This window comes from Aquimarina muelleri DSM 19832 (genome assembly GCF_000430665.1).
Classification (GTDB): Bacteria; Bacteroidota; Bacteroidia; order Flavobacteriales; family Flavobacteriaceae; genus Aquimarina; species Aquimarina muelleri.
In genome coordinates this window covers 21,826-43,772 of record NZ_AUML01000036.1, presented here as the reverse complement: position 1 = coordinate 43,772, position 21,947 = coordinate 21,826, and the positions used below count along the sequence as shown (strand labels likewise).

Here is a 21,947-nt window from a genome sequence, read left to right as displayed (position 1 = left end):
CTTATTGTACTTAAAGAGATATTTTATATAGGTACTATTTTTTAAATTGAGTTATGCTTATAAATAATATTTAAATTTATACGTAGTATCATTTTAATCCCCATTATGGAGTTTAATTGTACGAGGTTATTGATTTATAGCAAAAAAAGAGAATAGTTAATAATTGGTTTAAAAGAAACTGTGTAGTTGTTTTTATAACCGTAGTTCTTTCCTTAAATTTCGCTTTTAAAACTTTACTACTTTGGAAGAATATATAGCAGAGCTAAATGATGCGCAAAGAGCTCCAGTACTTCAGATAGATGGGCCAATGATTGTGATTGCTGGTGCCGGTTCTGGTAAAACTCGTGTACTTACCTATCGTATTGCCTATTTAATGCATAAAGGTGTAGATTCCTTTAATATACTGTCTTTAACATTTACTAATAAGGCAGCTCGCGAAATGAAAAAGCGTATTGCAAGTATTGTAGGGCCTAGCGAAGCTAAGAACCTATGGATGGGAACTTTTCATTCAATTTTTGCTAAAATATTACGGTTTGAAGCAGATAAACTAGGGTATCCTTCTAACTTTACTATCTATGATACTCAGGATTCTCAACGATTAATAGCTTCTATAATCAAAGAGATGGGTTTAGATAAAGATATATACAAATATAAGCAAGTATATTCTCGTATTTCTTCTTATAAAAACAGTTTGATAACAGTAAAAGCATATTTTCAGAATGCAGATCTGGTAGAAGCTGATGCAATGGCAAAACGTCCACGTATGGGAGAGATTTATGAACACTATGTAGATAGATGTTTTAAGGCTGGTGCAATGGATTTCGATGATTTATTATTAAAAACCAATGAACTATTAAATCGTTTTCCTGAAGTTCTTGCTAAATATCAAAACCGTTTTAGGTATATATTAGTAGATGAGTATCAGGATACAAACCATTCACAGTATCTTATTGTAAGAGCATTGTCTGATAAATTTCAAAATATTTGCGTGGTAGGGGATGATGCACAAAGTATATATGCTTTTCGTGGAGCAAATATCAATAACATTCTTAATTTTCAAAAAGATTATGATAATGTACAGCAATACCGATTAGAACAAAATTATAGATCTACGAAAAATATTGTTGAAGCAGCAAATTCTATTATTGATAAAAATAAAACTAAGCTAGATAAAGTAGTTTGGACAGCAAACAATGATGGTCCTAAAATTATTGTAAATCGTTTAATAACCGATGGAGATGAAGGAAGATTTGTGGCAAGTTCTATTTTTGAAAACCAAATGCAACACCAACTAGGGAATGGTAAGTTTGCAATATTATACAGAACTAATGCTCAGTCCAGAGCAATTGAAGATGCTTTACGTAAACGAGACATAAAGTATAGAATTTATGGTGGACTATCTTTTTATCAAAGAAAAGAAATTAAAGACGTATTGGCATATTTGCGATTAGTGATTAACCCTAAAGATGAAGAAGCACTAAAAAGAGTAATTAATTATCCAGCAAGAGGAATTGGAGGTACGACGGTGGATAAGTTAGTAGTAGCTGCAAACCATTATGATCGTTCTATCTTTGAAGTGATAGAGAATCTAGATCGAATTAATTTAAAAATTAATAGTGGAACTAAAACTAGGCTAGAAAACTTTATTACAATGATCAAGAGTTTTCAAGTAACAAACGAAACTTCGGATGCATTTATATTAGCAGAAGTTGTTGCTAAAAAAACAGGGCTGTTACAAGAACTTAAAAAAGATGGAACTCCAGAAGGAATAGCCAGAATTGAAAACATAGAAGAGTTGCTTAATGGTATACGGGATTTTGTAGAAGGGCAAAAAGAAGTAGCAGATGTTAGAGGGTCTTTAGCAGAATTCTTAGAAGATGTAGCGTTGGCCACAGATTTGGATCAAGATACAGGAGATGATGATAGAGTAGCACTAATGACAATTCATTTAGCAAAGGGATTGGAGTTTCCTTATGTCTATATCGTAGGGATGGAAGAAGATCTTTTTCCATCAGGGATGAGTATGAATACCCGAAGTGAATTAGAAGAAGAACGACGTTTGTTTTATGTAGCATTAACTCGTGCAGAAAAACAGGCGTATCTTACCTATACACAATCTCGTTATCGATGGGGTAAATTAGTTGATGCAGAGCCCAGCAGATTTATAGAAGAAATAGATGAACAATATCTAGAATATATGACCCCTGTAGATGGTTATAGATATAAACCATTAATTGATTCTGATATTTTTGGAGAGGTAGATAAAAGTAAGCTAAGGCTTAAAAAACCAGTTACTGGAGCACCACCATTAGCACATAAACCAACAGAAGAGCAGTTACGTAAATTAAGAAAACTTAGACCAGTTACTGATGGTACTACAGGAGAAAATACTACAAATCTTTTTGATGGAGATTTAATAGCAGGAATAGCTGTAGAGCACATGCGATTTGGTAGAGGAAAAATTCTTAAAATTGAAGGAGTTGGACAGGATCGGAAAGCCGAAATTCTTTTTGAGAAAGGTGGAATGAAGAAATTATTACTCAGGTTTGCTAAACTAAAAATTATATAGCATCCTAATTTTATGTTATATTTAGCACTATCTTTAATTCATAATTATTTATATGGCAGAGTTTGTAAAACTATATAACCAAAATCCTAATCCTAAAGACGTAAAAAGAGTAGTTACTTGTTTACGTAATGGAGGGCTGGTTATTTATCCCACAGATACTGTTTATGGGTTAGGTTGTGATATAACTAATAATAGAGCCCTAGAGCGTATAGCTCAAATTAAAGGAGTGAAGCTAGCCAAAGCTAATTTTTCTTTTATATGTAAGGATCTAAGTAATCTATCTGATTATGTAAAACAGATAGATAATGCAACATTTAAATTATTGAAAAGATCATTACCAGGACCCTATACCTTTATTTTGCCAGGCAATAATAATTTACCAACGGTTTTTAAAAAGAGGAAAACAGTTGGTATTCGTGTTCCAGATAATAATATATGCATTGCTATAGTTGAAGAATTAGGAAATCCAATAGTATCGACTTCTATTTATGATGAAGATGAAGTGATAGAGTATACAACCGATCCAGAATTAATATTAGAAAAATGGGACAATCTGGTAAATATGGTTGTAGATGGGGGATATGGAGATAACATGCCTTCTACAATTATAGATTTAACCAGTGGAGAACCTGTCCTTATAAGAGAAGGAAAAGGTGATATAGATATTATTTGATGATTTTTATTAAGACTATAGAGATCTTTAACAAATTTACAGGGTTGACTTTATATTTCTTCTAAAAAAGTCATCCTAATTTAGTGTTGATTATTCAATATTATAATACCAGTATATTATAAAAACAAATAAATCCTTGAGAAACACTTCTCAAGGATTTATTTGTTTTTAATAACTTGAAGTTCGATTAACCTAAAAGTTTCAGTAAAATTCTGTTAAGAATTTTGTATCGAAAACCAGTATTTCAGTACTAAAAACCTATTATCGATAGAATTTATCTCCATTTTAACATGAAAAATAACTCAAATCGGCGGTTTTTGTGGTGCATTCAAATATTAATCGAAACTCAGATTAATAGATTAAGAAATATAAGTCTTATTCTATAACTAAATTTATTTCTACTCTTCGGTTTTGGGCTCTTCCTGCTTTAGTTTTATTAGTAGCAATTGGTCTGTCTTCACCATATCCTATTGCAGATAGTCTAAACTTATCTACACCATTTTCTACTAAATAGTTTTTTACAGAATTTGCTCTGGAGTCAGATAGCCTTTGGTTAAGGGTGTTACTACCAGCACTGTCTGTATGACCTTCTACTGTAAACTTAGCAGTAGGGTATTCGTTTAAAATATTAATAATATCACCAAGTGCTTGGTTAGATTCTTTTTTTATGGAAGATTTTCCTAAATCAAAAAGAATAGTTTTAGCATAATTATTAAGTGTTTTTTGAATTTCTTCGGTAACTTCTGGACAGCCATTATTGGCAACAGTTCCAGCTATATCTGGGCAATTATCATCTTTATCCAATACACTATCCCCATCGGTATCAGGCCAAGGGCAACCACCATTATCTATAGGACCTGCAACATCTGGACAATTATCATCTTTATCTAATATCGTATCTCCATCGGTATCAGGCCAAGGACAACCACCATTATCTACTTCTCCAGCTTCTTCAGGACAGTTATCATCTTTATCTAATATTGTATCTCCATCGGTATCAGGCCAAGGACAACCAAAATTTTCTTCAGGGCCTTTAACATCTGGGCATTCGTCAACTTTGTCTAAAACACCATCTTCATCTTTGTCTTTAGGTTTGGATTGATACACAGGTACTTTAAGACCTACATATACATCTGCAGCTTTCATTTCACTTCCGATTAATGCAGATAATACAGATCCAGAACCTACATAAAATGGACCAGCTCTAAGTCCTGCTCCCCATTGAAAACCACTATGCTGTACCATACTCAAAGGAGAATAAAAGCTAAACCATTTGCTTTCGAAACGAGGAGTTAAGGATACAACATTTGCAATTCTACTTCTATTTATTTTATTTTTTGCCGTTAAAGATAAATCTCCATTTAAATTAACATAGAATTTTTGATTTATATTCCAGTCAGCGTTTATATGCAAAGCAGTAGGTAATATTGCTGTATTTGTTTCAGCAGAAGGTAAAACAGTATAGAATTTTTCTAATTCATCAATTTCAATATCATTAAAAGTATTTTCATTTAATGTGTTAGTGATGTCATACCTTTCTTCTTTACCATCTTTATAATTTATAGATCCAAGATCAGTAAGCGATATTCCAAATTTAAATTTATATTTATTTATGTCTTTAGGCATATAAGAGTTTCCTTTACTATCTGTAGAGGTATACTCTTCATAATCAGGTCTCCATTCATATACAAATCCTAAATCTAGACCAATTCCATTAGCAGAGTTAATCATTTCAAACTCATCGATATCATCTTCTAAATTAGAACTATATCCATAAGAAACTTCTCCTGTAGTTTGTACACTACCAACTCTATCTCCTGAAGGTAATAAAGAACCATCAGCATCATAATTTAAATTAACATTCTTACCTGCACTATACGCATTACCAAGCCCTTGTAGGTATTTAATAGTTGCTCCTCCTTTAAGGAAATGCTGTTCTTTATTCATTATAACTCTGGCATAAGATACACCAAGTTCTGCCCAAGCATGAACGCTTGAAAATAAATCTCCTTCGTTTATTGCAAAATCTTGATTTTCATTAAAATCATTAGTTACGTTTTCAAAAGTTCGGCCATTAATTTCACTTATGTTGTAAAAAGTTCTTGCTCTTGTAGAGATAGCGATAGAGCTTTTTTCATTAATGTTAAACATAAAAGATGGACCAAGAATATCTATATTTCCTAAGATGTTATTTTTTTCTTTAGGAAATTTTTTAGCGTCATCTTCAATATCATAATTATCATCAAAGATATCATTGAAATTTACAGCATAATAATCATTGGCAGCAAAAGCACTAACCCCAACCAAATTAATATCGGTTTTAAATCTAGAATCAACAATATTTGCTGGGTTATTAATGACACTATGTACACCACTATAGTTATCGGTTAGAAATCCCATATAGGATTGTGATTTCACAGATACTATACTACAAAGAAACATTGTTGTAAGTATGAGTTTTTTCATTTTTTTTAATTTTAAGATTTGGTTTTTTTTTGAATGCGCAAAGATATTAGTATTTTATTAACACAAAAACTTAATAGCAATAAAATGTATAATAAAAAAAAGGGCCATTAAATAATGACCCTTTTCATACTATAATAGTTGATTATAATTTAGTTACCTCCTTGAGAAGCTTTTTTCATACCATCCTCGATCATATTATAAAATTGATCTAATTTAGGTAAAACAACGATTCTTGTACGTCTATTTTTAGCACGGTTTTCTGAAGTACTATTGTCAGATACAGGAATATAATAACTTCTTCCTGCTGCTGTCATACGCTTAGGATCTACTTTAAAATCTTTTTGTAAAACCCTAACTACAGAAGTGGCTCTTTTTACACTTAAATCCCAGTTGTCTAAAAGAACTTTGTTTTTAATAGGCACATTATCGGTGTGTCCTTCTACTAAGAATTCGATATCTGGTTTATCGTTAACTACTTTTGCTACTTTACCTAATACTTCGCGAGCTCTAGAGGTAACATTGTAACTGCCACTAGTAAAAAGAAGCTTGTCTGAAATAGAAACGTATACCACTCCTTTTTCTACATTAACTTGAATATCTTCATCAGCAAGATTTCCTAAAGCTCCTTTAAGACTTGTTACTAACGCAAGAGTTACAGAATCTTTTTTAGTCAATGCATCTTGCATTGTTTTTATTTTCAAATCTTTTTCTTTAATGCTTTCTAAAGATTTTTCTAAATTCTCAGCCTCTTTAGTAGATAGTGTGGCTAAATTACCTACATTATTTAATAAAGCAGAATTTTGATTTTTTAAATTCGATACTTGATCTTGAAGCACTTTAAGCTGCGAAGTTGAACTTGCTTTTTCCTCAAGGCAGCTATTTAACTTAACCGTTGCGGTGTTTAATAAATCTTTAGTCTCTTTTTGTTTGGCCTCTAATTCTGAAAATTTCTTCTGTGATACACATGAAGATAATAGAATTGCAAGGGAAGCCCCAATAATCATTACTTTTTTCATTAGAAAATTTGTTTTAGTCTTATTTTGGTTATATAACTCAAAATTATTAAAAATGTGACGTATTACTTAGTCATTAACAATAATTTATTATATCTCCTTATAATTGTTTGAAATGTTTATGTTTTAAAATAAAATATTGCCATACAACGGAAAAAATGGAGTAATATTTCCCTCCTTTTAAAAGTTTTTTACGTTTTTTTATTAAAGTGCTGAAATTCAAATAAAAACTTATATGAGCTTTAAATATAGTAAAAAAATGTAAGAATTTTCCTTGTGTTAAAAACCTAAAAGCAGCAAGACCATCTAATAGCATTCTGAAAAGAATTACAAACCAAACTTTATTCCCAGGAACATTTTTAACCAGAAGATATAAACTGTTTCTAAAATTAAGAAAAGTTTTTTTAGGATTCATGGTATTTAATGTAGCACCACCTAAGTGATAAACAGTCGAAGAGCCCTCATATATTATAGTATACCCTCGATTTTGTATCCGCCAGCAAAGATCAATCTCTTCTTGATGGGCAAAAAAATCTTCATCTAGTTTTCCTACTTCTTCAAATACTTGTTTCTTTATAAACAAACAGGCTCCACTGGCCCAAAAAATAGGAACAGTATCATTATACTGATTATTGTCCTCTTCAAGTGTGTCGAAAATTCTTCCTCGGCAATATGGGTATCCTAGTTTATCTATAAAACCTCCAGCAGCTCCTGCATACTCAAAATGTGTCTTTTTTTTATAATCTAATATCTTTGGTTGTATAGCTGCAATGTTATTATCGTTTTCGAAGTTTTTTAATATAGGAGTAAGCCAATCTTTAGTAACTTCTACATCACTGTTAAGAAGACAATAAATATCTGCATCAATTTTGGATAAAGCATCATTATATCCTTTTGCATAACCACCGTTCACTTCATTTGTAACAATTTTTACATCAGGAAAACTTTCCTTAACATACAATATAGAATCATCTGTAGACGCGTTATCTGCTAAGTAAACCGTCGCTTCTTTAGAGTATTTGATAACCGACGGCAAAAATTGCTTTAATAAAGATTTTCCGTTCCAATTTAATATTACTACTGCTATATTCACATTTGCAAAGTAAACAGTTTTATTTTGTATAATCAGGTATATTTTTTAAAAAAGTATATTGTTTATCTATAAAATTCATTTGACAATAATAATGATCTAAACCATTAGTTATCATTAAATATTCGGCGTCAAGGACAAGATTATATCTTGCAATTTGATCAAATACATTTTGAGTAATTTTTATTTTATGAGATTTACACTCTACAATAAGAAATATACTACCATCAGGATTAAAAATAATAATATCATATCGCTTGTTGAGGTCATTATAATGTATTAGTTTTTCTACATTAATTAAACTCTCAGGATATTTTTTTTCTTCAATAAGATAATGAACAGTATGTTGCCTTACCCATTCTTCGGGAGTAAGAATGATAAACTTTTTGCGAATTCGGTCAAAAATGGAAACTTTATTTTCGCTATTTTTGAACCGGAACTGATACTTAGGAAAGTTAAGTTTTTGCATAACACAAATTTGATGATTTTTTCTTAATGGATGAAGTAAAACAAATCGTAAGTGATATAAAAAAAGGAGCTATTAAACCTATTTATTTTTTGATGGGGGAGGAGCCTTATTATATCGACCGTATTGCAGAATATATAGATAAAAATGTGCTAGCGGAAGAGGAAAAGGGGTTTAATCAAATGGTTTTATATGGTAGAGATGTAAGTATAGAGGATATAGTTGCAAATGCAAAACGTTTTCCGATGATGGCAGAAAGACAGGTTGTGATTGTAAAAGAGGCACAAGAATTATCCAGAACTATAGAAAAATTATCAGATTATGCCAATAATCCCCAACCATCTACGGTATTGGTTATGTGTTACAAATATAAAAAGATAGATAAAAGAAAAAAGCTTTATAAAATAGTAGCAAAAAATGGGGTTATTTTTGAAAGTAAAAAATTATATGAAAACCAAGTTGCAGATTGGATAAAAAGAGTTTTGGCAGGATCCAAGTATACTATCGAACCAAAAGCAGCCCAAATGCTAGTTGAGTTTTTAGGAACAGATCTAGGAAAAATAAATAATGAATTAGATAAACTAAAATTAATTATTCCTTCTGGATCCCAGATTACAGCAAATCAAATAGAAGAAAATATAGGAATTAGTAAAGACTTTAATAATTTCGAATTACGTAAGGCTATTGGTACTAGAAATGATGTAAAAGCACACATGATTATAAGATATTTTGCACAAAACCCAAAAGATAACCCTTTGGTAGTTACTATTTCTTTATTGTATAGTTTTTTCTCACAAGTGTTGCAATATCATGGTTTATCAGACAAATCTCCAAGAGGTGTTGCAAGCGCATTAAAAATTAACCCATATTTTGTAAAAGATTATTCTGAAGCTGCTCATAATTATCCTATGAAAAAAGTGAGTAGTATTATTGCTAGTTTAAGAGATGCAGATATAAAAAGTAAGGGAGTAGGAGCAACAAATCTTCCACAAGGAGATATCCTTAAAGAGCTTTTGGTTAAAATAATGCGGTAACCTTAAATCATTAAGGTTTTTTGCGAAAATTAGAAAGTTTAAGGAATCGGTAAGTATGAAAAATCTTTTACCTCAGTCATTACAAATGAACTTTGTACTTTAGAAATGTTTTCTAACGAGGCTAATTTGTTGGATAAAAAATCCTGATAACGTTCCATATTTTCAGCATATATCTTTATTAAATAATCAAACATACCAGCAACATGATAGCACTCTACAACTTCTGGGAATTGTTGGATATCTTTTTCAAATTTTTTTAGATAATCAGTTTGATGTAGATTTAAAGTTACATTACAAAAAACCATTAGCTGTAGTCCTGCTTTTTTACGATCCAAAATGGCTTTATAAGACTTGATATATCCCTCTTTTTCTAATTTTTTTACTCTTTCAAAAATAGGAGTGGTGGTTAAGTTTAACCTTTCGGCAATTTCTTTAATAGTAATTTTTCCATCTTTTTGTAATAAAAGTAATATTGATCGATCTGTTTTATCCATAATGTTTTTCTGTAAAAAAGCTTTTTTAATCCACATTGAGGAGTTTAATTCTCCGAGGCTTTCCTCGAAAACAAAATATATTTTCGAAGCATACCTCGTAGCTTGCTCCTAGGTTATTGATTAATCAAATATAGAATAAAATTCTTTTTTATTATATAATATAGGTTGTTGTTTCTTTAAAATTAAGAGTATGTAGATTTTAATTATTATATATGTAATTTTAATACATTGATTATATAATAGTAATTTACCCAAAAAAGTAATCTGTTAATAATACGATTTAGAGTATTATTAAAAACGGATTTTTTAACCCCTTATCGAGGGTTTAATTCCTCGAAATGCCTCGAAAACAAAATATATTTTTGGAAGTCTGCATGAGCTTGCTTTGAGGTTATTGATGGAGGTTTTCCTCAGGATAAATAAATTTCTAAGTAAATTGAAAAGAGGCAACAATTTTATAACTAAAATAAAATATTTTATAAAGAATTAATCACTAACTCTATTTGCTTCAAATGTTTTAAATAAGATACTTTTATAAGCTCTTATATAACAGGTGTTTTTGTCTTCATTGTTTATCCATACTTTTACACTATAACTTTTGCCACTATCGGCATTGTATATAGTGCCTCCGGATAAAGCTCCATCCTCATAAACTAGTTTGTCTAGAATAATCATTCCTAATAAAGGTCGTTTTTGAAGTTCTTTTAAAGGGTTATTATTATCTAAACCATTAAGGTTTGATATTGGGTTTTTGGCGCGTTTATCTATTTTTCCATAGAAAAAATTGCCTTCTTTATATATTTCTATAACCGAACCTCCGGTAATTTTCCATTTTCCGATATAGGTATCAGAACTAACAGAAGAAGAGGAAACAAAAAGACATGATATAATTAATAGTATACAATATTTCATTAACGTAAACTTAACAATTAAATTAAGTTAAAGCTAAAAAAATATTTAAAAATGATTTTGTAGGTTATTTTTTTAGTAGCTATACTTTATATAATTGAAAATAAATATATTTTAATTTTTCATTGAGACCTTATTTTTACTAGGCTTGTTTCTAAAATAAAATATATTTTAGAAATATATTTTATAAGTTCACTACGATATTATTAATTTTTTAAAATTTATTAATTAGTATATAGTATTATTATAACATACATATTAGATGTTATTAATCTTTTAAAATTATGATTTTATTTTAAATACGATATAATATAATCTAATCAGTTGTTAATTTATTTAAGATCTAAATGCAGCGTAGTATATTATATATATAACTGATTATAATAATTTATTAACTTAGTATGTTTATAAAGCAACGTATCTTATTTATTTAACAAATGAATAAATTAAAAACTTAGCGTATTAAATATATTTAATAGCGTACTATAATTAATAATAAATAGATATGTTTAATACTTGAAGTGTATTTGCTTAATATATACTAATCTATAATGAGGTATAAAATCAATTTACATGATAACGTTAGTTGGATATACGATAAATTAATTTCTCCTTTTCCAGAAAATAGATGAAGACCAACGTTTTTCTTGTTGATAAAATTGTTTTCTTATTCTTAAGTAATTATCAAAATTATTAGATACATCCTTTTGATATGAAACAACTCTTTTTGGGTCTTTTTCTAGTAATTGATGTTTAATAATTCTAGCAGCATTACAGGCCGAAGACATAGCAAAACCAATCCCCATGGACGAAATAGGATCAAACGAAGAGGCTGCATCACCAATGGCAATAAAGTTATTATGAAAGGATGAATCTGAGATCTGAGTACAAGCGTTGCGAACCCATACTTTTTTAGACAGTGATAGAGTGTCTTTTAATTTATGTTTTATAAGATTCGTGCTTTGTAATAAATCATACCACGTATCATTTTGATTTAATTTATACTCTGATATAATATCTGCATCAGAAAAAAGCGTGGTAACAATTGTTTTATCAGGTAGCACAGCATTATACCACCAACCAAATTCATTAGTTTCTAATACTTGATTTTGATTTAATTTATGCCCCTCTTTAATTTTAAAAAAGGCACCAACCCCCATTAAAGAATCTATTTTTGTTGAAGGAGCTCCGATTTGTCTGCATACACTTGCTTGTCTGCCAGTAGCATCGATTAAATATTTTGCAAGGACTGTAAATTCTCCTTTTTCAGGATGTTTTAAAGTTATTTCCCATTCGTTATTCTCAAGAAACAGGTAATTTAAACATTTTGTTCTAGGAAAAACAATTCCTCCTCTTTCTGCGACTTGCTCAACTAATTTAAAATCAAATTTATCCCTGTCTAATTGAAAAGTTGAAGTTTCTACAGTAAAAATAGATTCGGTAGAAGTTGGTTGGTTGCTCCCCCAATATGCAGTATTACCGTAACTAGGGATAAAACTTCCTGGTTCAAAATCATCTTTGTTTATTTTTAAATATTTTAGAATATCAAACAGGCTAGAGGATATATGTTCGCCTACGCGGGTATTATTATAATCAGATTGTTCTACTATCATTACAGTAGCATCAGAGTAATTTAAAAGACTTAATGCGGCAGAGGTCCCAGCTGGACCTCCACCTACAATAAGTACGTCGGTTGTTAACGTTTGTACTGTCATATCATTATTATCTTCTGGATCTTGTTCCAGAGCGAGGTGTTCCTAAAGTTTTTCCAGATATTTTAATCGATTTAAAAGCTCTTTTTTCAAGAAAGGCAACCATTTTTTTAGCCCTTTCGCTTTTTTCTTTTATTTTTTCAGAATTTTCTTCTATAAAAAACACAGGGATAGTAGTTTCGTTATCTTCGGAATTTCCACTAATAGTTCCTATACCGACTTCTTTAAAAGAAAACAATTCATTATTTCTTTCGGTTTCTGTAAAGTATGGAAATCCTTGGTCTTGAGCGTTATTGTTTCTAATAAAGGCTAAAGCAGACCAATGTTCTACCATTTGTGTAAAACTATTAATACCACGGGCATAATTCATTTGTTGTCCTGCAGGAAGGTAAGATTCTTGTTGTTTTTCTAGGGTAAGCTCTCCTGATAATACATCCCAAGGGCTTTGTGGTGGCCACCAATATGTGTAATAGGATGGAGGTAAAGGTTCTTTGGATTCGGTTGTAGTAACCTCTGTACTCGAATATTCAGCTCCGGATTGTTGCCATGTTTTTTTGGTAACAAGTGTATCTGTCTGTAATCTGGTATCCTTATTGATTTCGGGGTCGCTAAAATTAATGTACTGTATTGTACATTGAAAAAAATCTGCTTGCCACGGACATGCCATTCTTTTGGTTAGGTCACCAGGTTCGCAACCACCACCCTCACATTCATCTCTGGATGGAGTAAGCCCAGTTGTGTTGTACCCATTTTTTCCTTTTTGATCAGAAATAATATATGGAGCAGAGTATATATTTTCATTTTGAAGACTCCATGTAACTTCTATACCAGGGCACATTGGTAAACCAACACAGTTTCCTACACTAGCCATATCTATCTCGCTAATTGCGTATGGTGTAAACTGTGGGTTATTTACAAAATTACCGTTAACCCATTGTTCAAATAAAAATAATTGTGTTTCGTTTAATGCTAGAAATTTTTCAATAGTCTCATTACTAACCGAATTACTACCAGAGTTTAATGGCATCATAGGAAATATATCACTGCCATTTTCTTTAAATAGTTTTTCTTGAGGTTGATTAGGAGACGGGTTCAATTTATCGTTAGCTTTTCTGAAATAAGAAAAATAATTCGTTCTATTAGCCTTATTAGTTTCACTAGGATCTGAAAAATCAAAAACATTAGATGTAAATGCCATCATAGATTGCACATTTGATACCCATTGATATGCTCCTAGCCGTTTGATGATCGGAAGGATGTCTCTTTGGTAGTTTGCAACATAAGAAGGAAGATAATCGCCATCTGCAAACATTTCTGGTACAAGATTAAATTTACGTACTCCTACATCAAACATACTGTCGCTTAGTGTAGAAATGTTTACAATTTCTGGAGCAAAATCCGGAGAACCAACAATTACCCATGCTTGTAACTCTACTGTTGGAGTATTATCATTAAAAGTTATAGTGCAATATACTGGCCCATCAGAAATATCATCATGCCATGTATTTGATCCCCCATAACTAGTTAGAGGTTCATTGCCACCAGCATGCCCGTAACCTCCTAAGACAATTAACCTTCCTTCATCATCGGTTAAAAGATCGCCTAAAGTAGTAATAGAAGATCCATAATCTACCTCATTTGGGGGGTATGAAGATGGGTATCCAGCTGGCACATTGTTTTCATCAAATCCAATAGATTGTCTAACTCCACTTATAGTTCTTGGCCCTGGGTCAATGATTAATTGCTGTCTGTTTTTTTCGTCTGTTATTTCGGGGTTTCTAAAAGGTACTTTTCTATTAGAATAGCTATTTTCATTTCCATATAATAGATTACCTTCTAATTCACTATATTGGTACCAAGCAGCTTTTTTGTTAGCTAAATGAGCAGTCCATACTATAGAGTTAACATTGGTTGATTCTAAAGTGATTTCTGTGCCATCTTCGTTAAAGATTTTAAAAAGTTGACCTTGTCTTCGTACTTGCCCAGAATCATCTTTAAACTGAATAATAGTTCCTTTTTTGTTTCCAAATGCATCTGCTTCAAATGGAAGTCCACCAATAGTATCTGGAGACAGGCAAAACTGTTGAGGACTGTTTCCTAGTCGGGCAACACCGACTGAAGGGCTAATTTTTAGGTTCATAAATTTTGGTTTTAAAAGTTAATTTATTTTTGACCTCTCATTGAAGGGGTTAATTTCTCCATGGCTTACTTCCAAAGCAAAATATATTTTCAAAATCATACCTTTGGTAGCTTGCTCCAAGGTTATTCCTTATGTTTTATAAGAAAAGATTGGTTTTAAGGCAAATCTTATGTTATAAAATATAGGAAGACATATTTTACTACAAAATTTTTGGAATTTGTAAATAGGGGTAATTAGTGTGGGAGTAAGTATCGAATATAAGAATTACTTTTTAAATAGTTTCTTTTTTTAAGAGAAAATTTCCCCTGATGTTTTTGGTTTCTGATGGAGAGGTATTTCTTCTTTGCTAGTTTCAGAAATAAAATATATAATTTTCAATAGTATACCTCCTGAGCTTGCTGCGAGGTTATTGATTAAGGTTTTCTTTTGTAGAAAAAAAATAACCTTTTGAATTTTGATATCCAAAAGGTTATTTTTATAGAGGAGGTAGTTTGTGTTATTTTAAAGCACCTACCATATCTTCTGGTTTTACCCAGGCATCAAATTCTTCTTCAGTTACATATCCTAGGGATACGGCTTCATGTTTTAGTGTTGTACCGTTTTTATGTGCTGTATTAGCAATTTCGGCAGCTTTATAATACCCAATTTTTGTATTTAGAGCAGTTACTAACATCAACGAATTATTTAATAATTCTGTAATTCTTTTTTGATTAGGTTCAATTCCTTGTGCACAATGCTCATCAAAAGAAACACATGCGTCTCCTATTAATTGTGCACTTTGGAGCAAGTTTGCAGCCATTACTGGTTTAAAAACATTTAGTTCAAAATGTCCTTGCATACCACCTATATTTATAGCAACATCATTGCCTAGAATCTGCGCACATACCATGGTTAAAGCTTCACATTGCGTTGGATTAACTTTTCCTGGCATTATAGAGCTTCCTGGTTCATTAGCAGGGATGATTAGTTCTCCAATACCACTTCTTGGCCCAGAAGCAAGCATTCTAATATCGTTTCCTATTTTATTTAAAGAAACGGCTAATAATTTTAAAGCTCCGTGGGTTTCAACAAAAGCATCATGTGCCGCTAGTGCTTCAAATTTATTTTCGGCTGTTATAAAAGGTAAACTAGTAAATTGAGCAATAAATTCGGATACTCTTTTAGCGTATCCTTTTGGAGTATTTAGTCCTGTTCCTACAGCTGTTCCTCCCAAAGCTAATTCTGCCATGTGTGGTAAAGTGTTTTCTAAAGCTTTGATACCATGATCTAGTTGGGATACATAACCAGATAATTCTTGGCCAATAGTAAGAGGTGTAGCATCCATAAAATGGGTACGTCCTATTTTTACTACATTTTTAAATTCTTCAGATTTTTTCTTCAGAGTATCTCTTAATTGCATTACTCCAGGAATGGTAACAGATACTATTTTTTTATAAGCAGCAATATGCATTCCGGTAGGAAAGGTATCATTTGATGATTGAGATTTATTTACATCATCATTTGGTTGTAATGTCTTTTCTCCTTCACCAATTGTTTTACCAGCTAATTGATGTGCTCTGTTAGCAATTACCTCATTTACATTCATGTTACTTTGCGTACCAGATCCAGTTTGCCATATTACCAAAGGAAACTGATCATCGTGTTTTCCTTCTAATATCTCATCACATACTTGCGCTATTAGATCTCGCTTTTCTATAGGTAATACCCCTAGTTCACAGTTGGTGTATGCAGCTGCTTTTTTTAAATAAGCAAAACCATAAACGATTTCTAATGGCATAGATGCTGGCGCACCAATTTTGAAATTATTTCTTGAACGCTCGGTTTGTGCTCCCCAAAGCTTATCGGAAGGTACTTTTACCTCGCCCATTGTATCTTTCTCTATTCTATATTCCATTAGTAAAGATGATTTGTTTTTTTTTAAGACTGCAAATTTAATCATTTGTAGCACTATTTTGGAATAAAGAACTTACTTTTTAGAATATAAGTAGGCTCTTCTTATCTATGTAAAAATAAATTAAATTTCTACTATGACATATAAATAAGAGTTACTATATTTGACAAAATTTGAAAATTAGAATATCGTTATGTTTGAATTCGATCAGTATCTTGGTTTTTTAGCATTCTTAACTATCCTTACCATTGGTTTTTGGTTAATGATTTTTTTATTAACTTTTGTAGTTCCTTACTGGATTATTGGGGCTAATATTGAGAACTTTAAATTATGGAGAGAATCTAAGCGTAAAGCAAAGGAAGAAGCTTAAAAAATTAAATTATATAAATAACAAAAAAGGAAGCCATTTTGGCTTCCTTTTTTGTTACTCATTATTATTAACTACCAAAATCATCATCACCATTAAAATCCTTTGGTGAGCGATCTCTTTTCTTTTTTTGGTTAAATCTATAGGTAAAAGATAGATTAAAGCTACGTTCTCTCCACTGAAATTCACTATTAGAAATAAATGTAGTAGTAGTAGAGGTACTAACTCGTTTTCGAGAATTGAAAACATCATTAATATTAAAAGTTAAGGATGCTTTTTCTTTAAAAAGATCCTTGCTTAAAGCTAGAGTCATACTAAAGACTGCATCATTCTTAGTTTGTGCATTTTCACTTGGACCACTATAAAAAATACTGGTTTGCCAATCAATTTTAGCTGGTAAGGTAATTTTATTGTTAAATCTGGCAAACCAACTTAGATTATCAGCATCTAGATTTTCACCATTATAGTTTCCTTTAACCCTATTTTGAAAAGCATTAAAATTACCATTCATCCTCCATTTTTTATTAGGATTATAGGTTAAGGTAAATTCAAATCCATATCGATCAGAGCTGGTTAAGTTTATAGGTGTTCTTCTTATAACAGGTACTTCTGTTCCCGAATTATTTTCATCAGATCCAATAATAGCAGTATCTCCGGTGTCTTCTGATATAAAAGTAAATACTTGAGTAGAGTGATTGTAGTATATCGAGGTATTTAAAGTTAATTTACCTATTCTGTTCAAGTAACCTAAATCAAAGGCATTGCTATAACTAGGATCAAGATCTGGATTTCCTTGAAATAAATTAGTAATACTGGATCTAGAGGGAAAAGGATTAATAAATCTAGATCGAGGCCTTTGTATTCTTCTATTATATCCAAGAGTTATACTTTGGCGTTTAGAAATTTCATATCCTAAATTTATGGTAGGAAATATATCTGTATAATTTTTTCTACTAAGATCACCATTAGTTTGTTGATGAATTATGATTTTAGTATCCTCTGCTCTAAGGCCTAATAAATAAGAAAATTTATTCCATTTACTTCCAAATTGAGAATAAACAGCGTTAATTCGTTCGTTATAGATTAGATCATTTGATAGATCAGTATTAGTTGTTATACTGTTATTTTCTTCTAGTTGTACTAGATAGTCTGTATTTAATTTATTAAAATTACCTCTATATCCTACTTCTAATTGATTGTTTTTTCCAATAGGAAGAACATAGTCGGTTTGTAATAAAATACGTTCTTGTTTTTCAAGAGTGTTAACAAGTTCTATACTCGTAATGTTTTGTTGAGTGATTTTTGAGTTTTCATTCTCACTGCTATTTTCTAATTGAAAATCAAAAGTTAACTTGTGTCCGCTGTCTTTAAAGTTTTTTGTATAATTTAGAGAGTATTGTTTAGTAATATCTTCTTCAATTTCTGGATCAAAACGCAAATTTTTACTTAAAATTTCTTGATTAGAATCTAACTCTACTATAGTATTAGTCGTGTTCCTGTTATTATCACTCGATCTATACAAAAAAGAAGTGGTTATAGAGGACGTTTCATTAACATACCATTCCATTCCAATATTAGAATTTTGCCCTTTACGAATTCTATCAAATTCTCGAGTTTCATTAAGAAAAGAATCAGAGTTATCTATTCCATCTGTAGTATTATTTAAAAATTGAGTATTAGAAAACGAATTTCCAGGAGCTTCTCTGTAATTATACCCAGAAGTAGTAAAAAAATTAAAATCGCCTGTTCTATAATTAAGATTTCCAGAAATTCCTGCAGAAACAGGATAACCAGTATTAAGAGTTATGGCTCCATTAATACCTTGTAATTTACTTCTTCTTAAGATAATGTTTAAAATTCCAGCAGTTCCTTCTGCGTCATAACGTGCAGAAGGGGAAGTGATTACTTCAACTTTTTCTATGGATTCTGCGGGTAATTGCCGTAAAGCGTCTGTGCTATTAAGACCAACTAATCCAGAAGGTTTTCCGTTGATCAATATTCTTACATTATCGTTACCTCTTAGGGCTACATTACCTTCAACATCTACAGAAACAGAAGGAACGTTGTCTAAAACGTCACTAACTGTACCACCACTAACAGTAAGATCTTTTCCTACATTATAGATTTTTTTATCTAATTTAATTTCTACAGTAGTTTTTTCTGCAATAATTACAACATCATCTAATGCTTCTGTATTTAATTTAAGAGTTATATTTCCTAAATTAGTATCTTTTAATAATTTCTGTTTCAATAAATTTTTCGTTTTAAACGAAATAAATTCTACATTTATATCATATACTCCAGTTTCGACTTCTATATTAAATTTACCTTGTTCGTCTGTGATGCCTCCAGTTACATTTTTTTGTAATTTGGGACTGAAAAAGGCTATAGTAGCATACTCCAAAGGTTTATTTGTATCTTGATCTAATACAACTCCTGATATCGATACAATTGTTTTAGAAGGGTTTTTATTTTGAGCAGATATAATATAAATAGGAGCAAAAAAAAGCAATAGTAAAATTTTTTTCATTTTAAAATGTATAAAACACGGTCAAAAGTATCTAAAGTGATATCAGGAGACGGTTAATGGTTTATTAAATATTTATGTATTAGACTATAGATTATTAGGAAGGTTTAATTCTTTTAAAAAAATATGAATAAAACAATACTTTTAATTTTTGTTTAAATTCTTTTGAGATAAAAATGAAACTTGAAATTGAGATATCAAATCAATTTTTGTTAGAAAAAGTTGTCTTTTTGTTATTTATAGTAGTTGGTAAATTGCTATTTTCATTAGGATTATTTTGTTTAGTAGTTAAAACCTCAATTTTATTAAGAGTAGTTTAAGTAAAAATGATTAAAAACGTATTTGTAATGAATAATTGATGATTTTAGAACTTAAAAGGAGTCTAATGTTACTAAATTGTTAAGTAATTGGTTTTTTTATAAAAAATAATATTTGCTTAATATTCACGTAACTTGATCAGAGTTTATTGAAAATATGCTTGTTTTAAGAAGGAATTACATAATTGAGAGTTTCTGGTTGGTTTTATTGAAATCTTCTTATTTATGTTTTATGTCACAATAAGGTTTTTCTCTTTGAATAGAAATACCATTTGAATTTTGTATGTGTTTTTTAGATACTTTTGCCCCGATTTACACTAAAATATTTAACTAACAGAACAAACTAAATTTAAAATGGCTCTTAAAAAACTTATATTATTATTCGCTATTACTACTGTATTATTTTCATGTGAAACAGAATCTTTTAAAGATGATATCTTGGTTGAAGAGGAGAATCCTATTGAAGATAATAATACTGGGGATAATGAAAAACCACCTATAACAGAAAATGGAACTAATGTTATTGATATGTATAACGATCCAAATAATGGATTGTAGGAGGTACAAGATATAACGTATTTGATAATCATAAAAAGTGTTCGGTTAAAACTATTTTAACCGAACACTTTTTATTTATAAGATATCTATAATTTTTTCTGGAGGGCGTCCTATAATAGCTTTTCCATTTTTAATAACAATTGGTCTTTCTATCAGTTTTGGATTTTCACTCATTATGATAATTAATTCATTATCATTTAATTTTTTGTCTTTATAGTTTTCTTTCCAGATAGGTTCATTTTTTCGAACTAAATTTATAGGAGGAATATCTAAAAGAGTTATAATTTCGCTTAATTTTTCTTTGGTTAAAGGGGTTTCTAAATATTTTACTATTTCAATATTTTCTTTTTTTTCTTCTAGTAAAGCAAGAGCTTGTCTTGATTTACTGCATCTAGGGTTGTGATATATAGTAGTCATGGTTATTTGTGCTTTTAAAATCATAAACTCGAAAACATAAAGGAGTGTAGATTAAAAAAACATTCCCGTTATTTTGTAATCTCTGATTTTTAAATTAATCTTCATTTTTTTGTCCCATCATCATTAAATATGCTTTTAAGAAAGGGGAAATGTTTCCGTCCATAACTGCATCTACATTACCTGTTTCTTCTGCAGTTCTTACATCTTTCACTAATTTATAAGGATGCATAACATAATTACGTATTTGCGATCCCCATTCAATTTTCATTTTTGATGCCTCGATTTCATCTCGTTGTGCTCGTTGTTTTTGGAGTTCAATTTCGAATAATTGAGATTTAAGCATTTGCAAGGCTTTTAATCTGTTTTCTTGTTGTGACCTAGTGTCTGAACACGAAATTTGGATACCAGTAGGGAAGTGAGTAAGTTGCACTTTGGTTTCTACCTTGTTTACATTTTGTCCACCAGCACCACTAGATCTAGAAGTGATAATCTCATAGTCTGCAGGATTAATATCTATTTCAATACTATCATCTGCTAGGGGGTATACATAAATAGAAGCAAAAGAGGTATGTCGTTTTGCATTGCTATCAAAAGGAGATATACGAACCAATCGATGTACTCCATTTTCTCCTTTAAGCCACCCAAAAGCATAATCCCCTTCGATCTCTAGTGTAACGGTTTTTATACCGGCTACATCTCCACCCTGATAGTTGAGTTCTCTAATTTTATACCCTTGTTTTTCTGCCCACATTAAATACATACGCATGAGCATGCTAGCCCAATCACAACTTTCAGTTCCTCCTGCGCCTGCTGTAATTTGCAAAACAGCACTCATGTTATCTCCTTCGTCACTTAGCATATTTTTAAACTCCAAATCTTCTATTAAAGATTTAGTTTCTTCAAAACGTTCCATGACTTCAGATTCACTAGCATCTCCTTCTTTAAAAAATTCATATAGAACTTCGAGATCTTCTGCTAAGGTTTCTCCTTTCTCATAATCAGAAACCCATTTTTTCTCAGCATTAAGAGTTTGCATCAGTATTTCTGCTTCTTGTGCATTATCCCAAAAATCTGGAGAGTAAGTTTTTTCTTCTTGATTAGCTATTTCTATAAGTTTGGCATCAATGTCAAAGATACCTCCTTAACGCAACCAGGCGCTTTCTGAGATCTAATAATGTCTCGGTAGTTATCATATATCTAATTATTTTTCACAAAAATAGGATTTAACAGTTCAGTAAGAAACAATTTTGGTATTATTTTATAGTTTTAGAAACTTTACAGGCTTTTTACACATAAACCATCAT

17 protein-coding genes are annotated in these 21,947 nt (G+C 30.7%); 5 read left to right on the top strand and 12 right to left on the bottom strand.

Translation table 11 applies throughout. The features are described from left to right. The first annotated feature begins 241 nt into the window (after positions 1-241). Positions 242-2,569, top strand: a complete 2,328-nt coding sequence (locus H527_RS0114630) for an ATP-dependent helicase (RefSeq protein ID WP_027413398.1) — start codon at positions 242-244, stop codon at positions 2,567-2,569. A gap of 52 nt (positions 2,570-2,621) precedes the next feature. Then, complete coding sequence (locus H527_RS0114625; protein WP_027413397.1) at positions 2,622-3,242, top strand: L-threonylcarbamoyladenylate synthase; 621 nt, start codon at positions 2,622-2,624, stop codon at positions 3,240-3,242. Positions 3,243-3,617: 375 nt separating this feature from the next. On the opposite strand, the gene H527_RS0114620 is transcribed toward H527_RS0114625, so the two are convergent. The 4 genes from H527_RS0114620 to H527_RS0114605 all read right to left on the bottom strand — a co-directional run bounded on the left by H527_RS0114620 (position 3,618) and on the right by H527_RS0114605 (position 8,280). Further along, a complete protein-coding gene (locus H527_RS0114620) occupies positions 3,618-5,708 on the bottom strand; it encodes a DUF5723 family protein (RefSeq protein WP_027413396.1) in 2,091 nt (696 codons plus the stop codon). Between the two features lie 149 nt (positions 5,709-5,857). Then, positions 5,858-6,724 carry an OmpA/MotB family protein gene (locus H527_RS0114615; protein WP_027413395.1) on the bottom strand — a complete coding sequence of 289 codons (867 nt, stop codon included), beginning with the start codon at positions 6,722-6,724 and terminating at the stop codon, positions 5,858-5,860. A 97-nt stretch (positions 6,725-6,821) separates the two neighbouring features. After that, positions 6,822-7,814, bottom strand: a complete 993-nt coding sequence (locus H527_RS0114610; protein ID WP_027413394.1) for a glycosyltransferase family 2 protein — start codon at positions 7,812-7,814, stop codon at positions 6,822-6,824. A 19-nt stretch (positions 7,815-7,833) separates the two neighbouring features. Then, positions 7,834-8,280 (bottom strand): type I restriction enzyme HsdR N-terminal domain-containing protein, encoded by a 447-nt coding sequence (locus H527_RS0114605; RefSeq protein ID WP_027413393.1) that lies wholly within the window; start codon positions 8,278-8,280, stop codon positions 7,834-7,836. A 26-nt stretch (positions 8,281-8,306) separates the two neighbouring features. Here H527_RS0114605 and holA point away from each other — a divergent pair, with 26 nt between their 5' ends. After that, complete coding sequence (gene holA / locus H527_RS0114600) at positions 8,307-9,311, top strand: DNA polymerase III subunit delta (protein WP_027413392.1); 1,005 nt, start codon at positions 8,307-8,309, stop codon at positions 9,309-9,311. A 38-nt stretch (positions 9,312-9,349) separates the two neighbouring features. Here holA and H527_RS0114595 read toward each other — a convergent pair whose 3' ends face one another. From H527_RS0114595 to fumC, 5 genes are all read right to left on the bottom strand, one after another. Then, positions 9,350-9,805 (bottom strand): Lrp/AsnC family transcriptional regulator, encoded by a 456-nt coding sequence (locus tag H527_RS0114595; protein ID WP_035088279.1) that lies wholly within the window; start codon positions 9,803-9,805, stop codon positions 9,350-9,352. Positions 9,806-10,291: 486 nt separating this feature from the next. Next, positions 10,292-10,717, bottom strand: a complete 426-nt coding sequence (locus H527_RS0114590) for a DUF2147 domain-containing protein (protein ID WP_035088267.1) — start codon at positions 10,715-10,717, stop codon at positions 10,292-10,294. A 599-nt stretch (positions 10,718-11,316) separates the two neighbouring features. Then, a complete protein-coding gene (lodB, locus tag H527_RS0114585) occupies positions 11,317-12,429 on the bottom strand; it encodes a lysine-epsilon-oxidase maturase LodB (RefSeq protein ID WP_027413389.1) in 1,113 nt (370 codons plus the stop codon). Positions 12,430-12,436: 7 nt separating this feature from the next. Continuing rightward, positions 12,437-14,566, bottom strand: coding sequence for a CTQ-dependent lysine 6-oxidase LodA (gene lodA / locus H527_RS0114580; RefSeq protein WP_027413388.1), 2,130 nt, complete (start codon positions 14,564-14,566; stop codon positions 12,437-12,439). A 496-nt stretch (positions 14,567-15,062) separates the two neighbouring features. Next, complete coding sequence (gene fumC, locus H527_RS0114575; RefSeq protein WP_027413387.1) at positions 15,063-16,460, bottom strand: class II fumarate hydratase; 1,398 nt, start codon at positions 16,458-16,460, stop codon at positions 15,063-15,065. A gap of 190 nt (positions 16,461-16,650) precedes the next feature. Here fumC and H527_RS24335 point away from each other — a divergent pair, with 190 nt between their 5' ends. Continuing rightward, positions 16,651-16,827, top strand: a complete 177-nt coding sequence (locus H527_RS24335; RefSeq protein WP_169726192.1) for a hypothetical protein — start codon at positions 16,651-16,653, stop codon at positions 16,825-16,827. A gap of 67 nt (positions 16,828-16,894) precedes the next feature. Here the strand turns inward: H527_RS24335 and H527_RS0114565 are convergent, their stop codons facing one another. Continuing rightward, positions 16,895-19,354, bottom strand: a complete 2,460-nt coding sequence (locus H527_RS0114565; protein WP_027413386.1) for a TonB-dependent receptor — start codon at positions 19,352-19,354, stop codon at positions 16,895-16,897. Positions 19,355-20,022: 668 nt separating this feature from the next. On the opposite strand from H527_RS0114565, the gene H527_RS0114555 reads away from it, so the two are divergent. Further along, a complete protein-coding gene (locus H527_RS0114555; RefSeq protein ID WP_027413385.1) occupies positions 20,023-20,226 on the top strand; it encodes a hypothetical protein in 204 nt (67 codons plus the stop codon). Positions 20,227-20,301: 75 nt separating this feature from the next. On the opposite strand, the gene arsC is transcribed toward H527_RS0114555, so the two are convergent. Further along, a complete protein-coding gene (arsC, locus tag H527_RS0114550; RefSeq protein ID WP_027413384.1) occupies positions 20,302-20,643 on the bottom strand; it encodes an arsenate reductase (glutaredoxin) in 342 nt (113 codons plus the stop codon). 94 nt (positions 20,644-20,737) lie between these two features. Continuing rightward, a protein-coding gene (gene prfB / locus H527_RS0114545) for a peptide chain release factor 2 (protein ID WP_155837908.1) occupies positions 20,738-21,836 on the bottom strand; the annotation gives its coding sequence in 2 pieces (ribosomal slippage) (positions 20,738-21,772 and positions 21,774-21,836; 1,098 coding nt in all). Between the last annotated feature and the right edge of the window lie 111 nt (positions 21,837-21,947).

Bases quoted from the DNA above. Each gene is read 5' to 3' on its own strand.
- H527_RS0114595 (WP_035088279.1), bottom strand. From the start codon at position 9,805: ATGGATAAAACAGATCGATCAATATTACTTTTATTACAAAAAGATGGA.
- H527_RS24335 (WP_169726192.1), top strand. From the start codon at position 16,651: ATGTTTGAATTCGATCAGTATCTTGGTTTTTTAGCATTCTTAACTATC.
- H527_RS0114590 (WP_035088267.1), bottom strand. From the start codon at position 10,717: ATGAAATATTGTATACTATTAATTATATCATGTCTTTTTGTTTCCTCT.
- H527_RS0114615 (WP_027413395.1), bottom strand. From the start codon at position 6,724: ATGAAAAAAGTAATGATTATTGGGGCTTCCCTTGCAATTCTATTATCT.
- fumC (WP_027413387.1), bottom strand. From the start codon at position 16,460: ATGGAATATAGAATAGAGAAAGATACAATGGGCGAGGTAAAAGTACCT.
- H527_RS0114620 (WP_027413396.1), bottom strand. From the start codon at position 5,708: ATGAAAAAACTCATACTTACAACAATGTTTCTTTGTAGTATAGTATCT.
- H527_RS0114565 (WP_027413386.1), bottom strand. From the start codon at position 19,354: ATGAAAAAAATTTTACTATTGCTTTTTTTTGCTCCTATTTATATTATA.
- H527_RS0114605 (WP_027413393.1), bottom strand. From the start codon at position 8,280: ATGCAAAAACTTAACTTTCCTAAGTATCAGTTCCGGTTCAAAAATAGC.
- H527_RS0114625 (WP_027413397.1), top strand. From the start codon at position 2,622: ATGGCAGAGTTTGTAAAACTATATAACCAAAATCCTAATCCTAAAGAC.
- H527_RS0114555 (WP_027413385.1), top strand. From the start codon at position 20,023: ATGGCTCTTAAAAAACTTATATTATTATTCGCTATTACTACTGTATTA.
- lodA (WP_027413388.1), bottom strand. From the start codon at position 14,566: ATGAACCTAAAAATTAGCCCTTCAGTCGGTGTTGCCCGACTAGGAAAC.
- lodB (WP_027413389.1), bottom strand. From the start codon at position 12,429: ATGACAGTACAAACGTTAACAACCGACGTACTTATTGTAGGTGGAGGT.
- arsC (WP_027413384.1), bottom strand. From the start codon at position 20,643: ATGACTACTATATATCACAACCCTAGATGCAGTAAATCAAGACAAGCT.
- holA (WP_027413392.1), top strand. From the start codon at position 8,307: ATGGATGAAGTAAAACAAATCGTAAGTGATATAAAAAAAGGAGCTATT.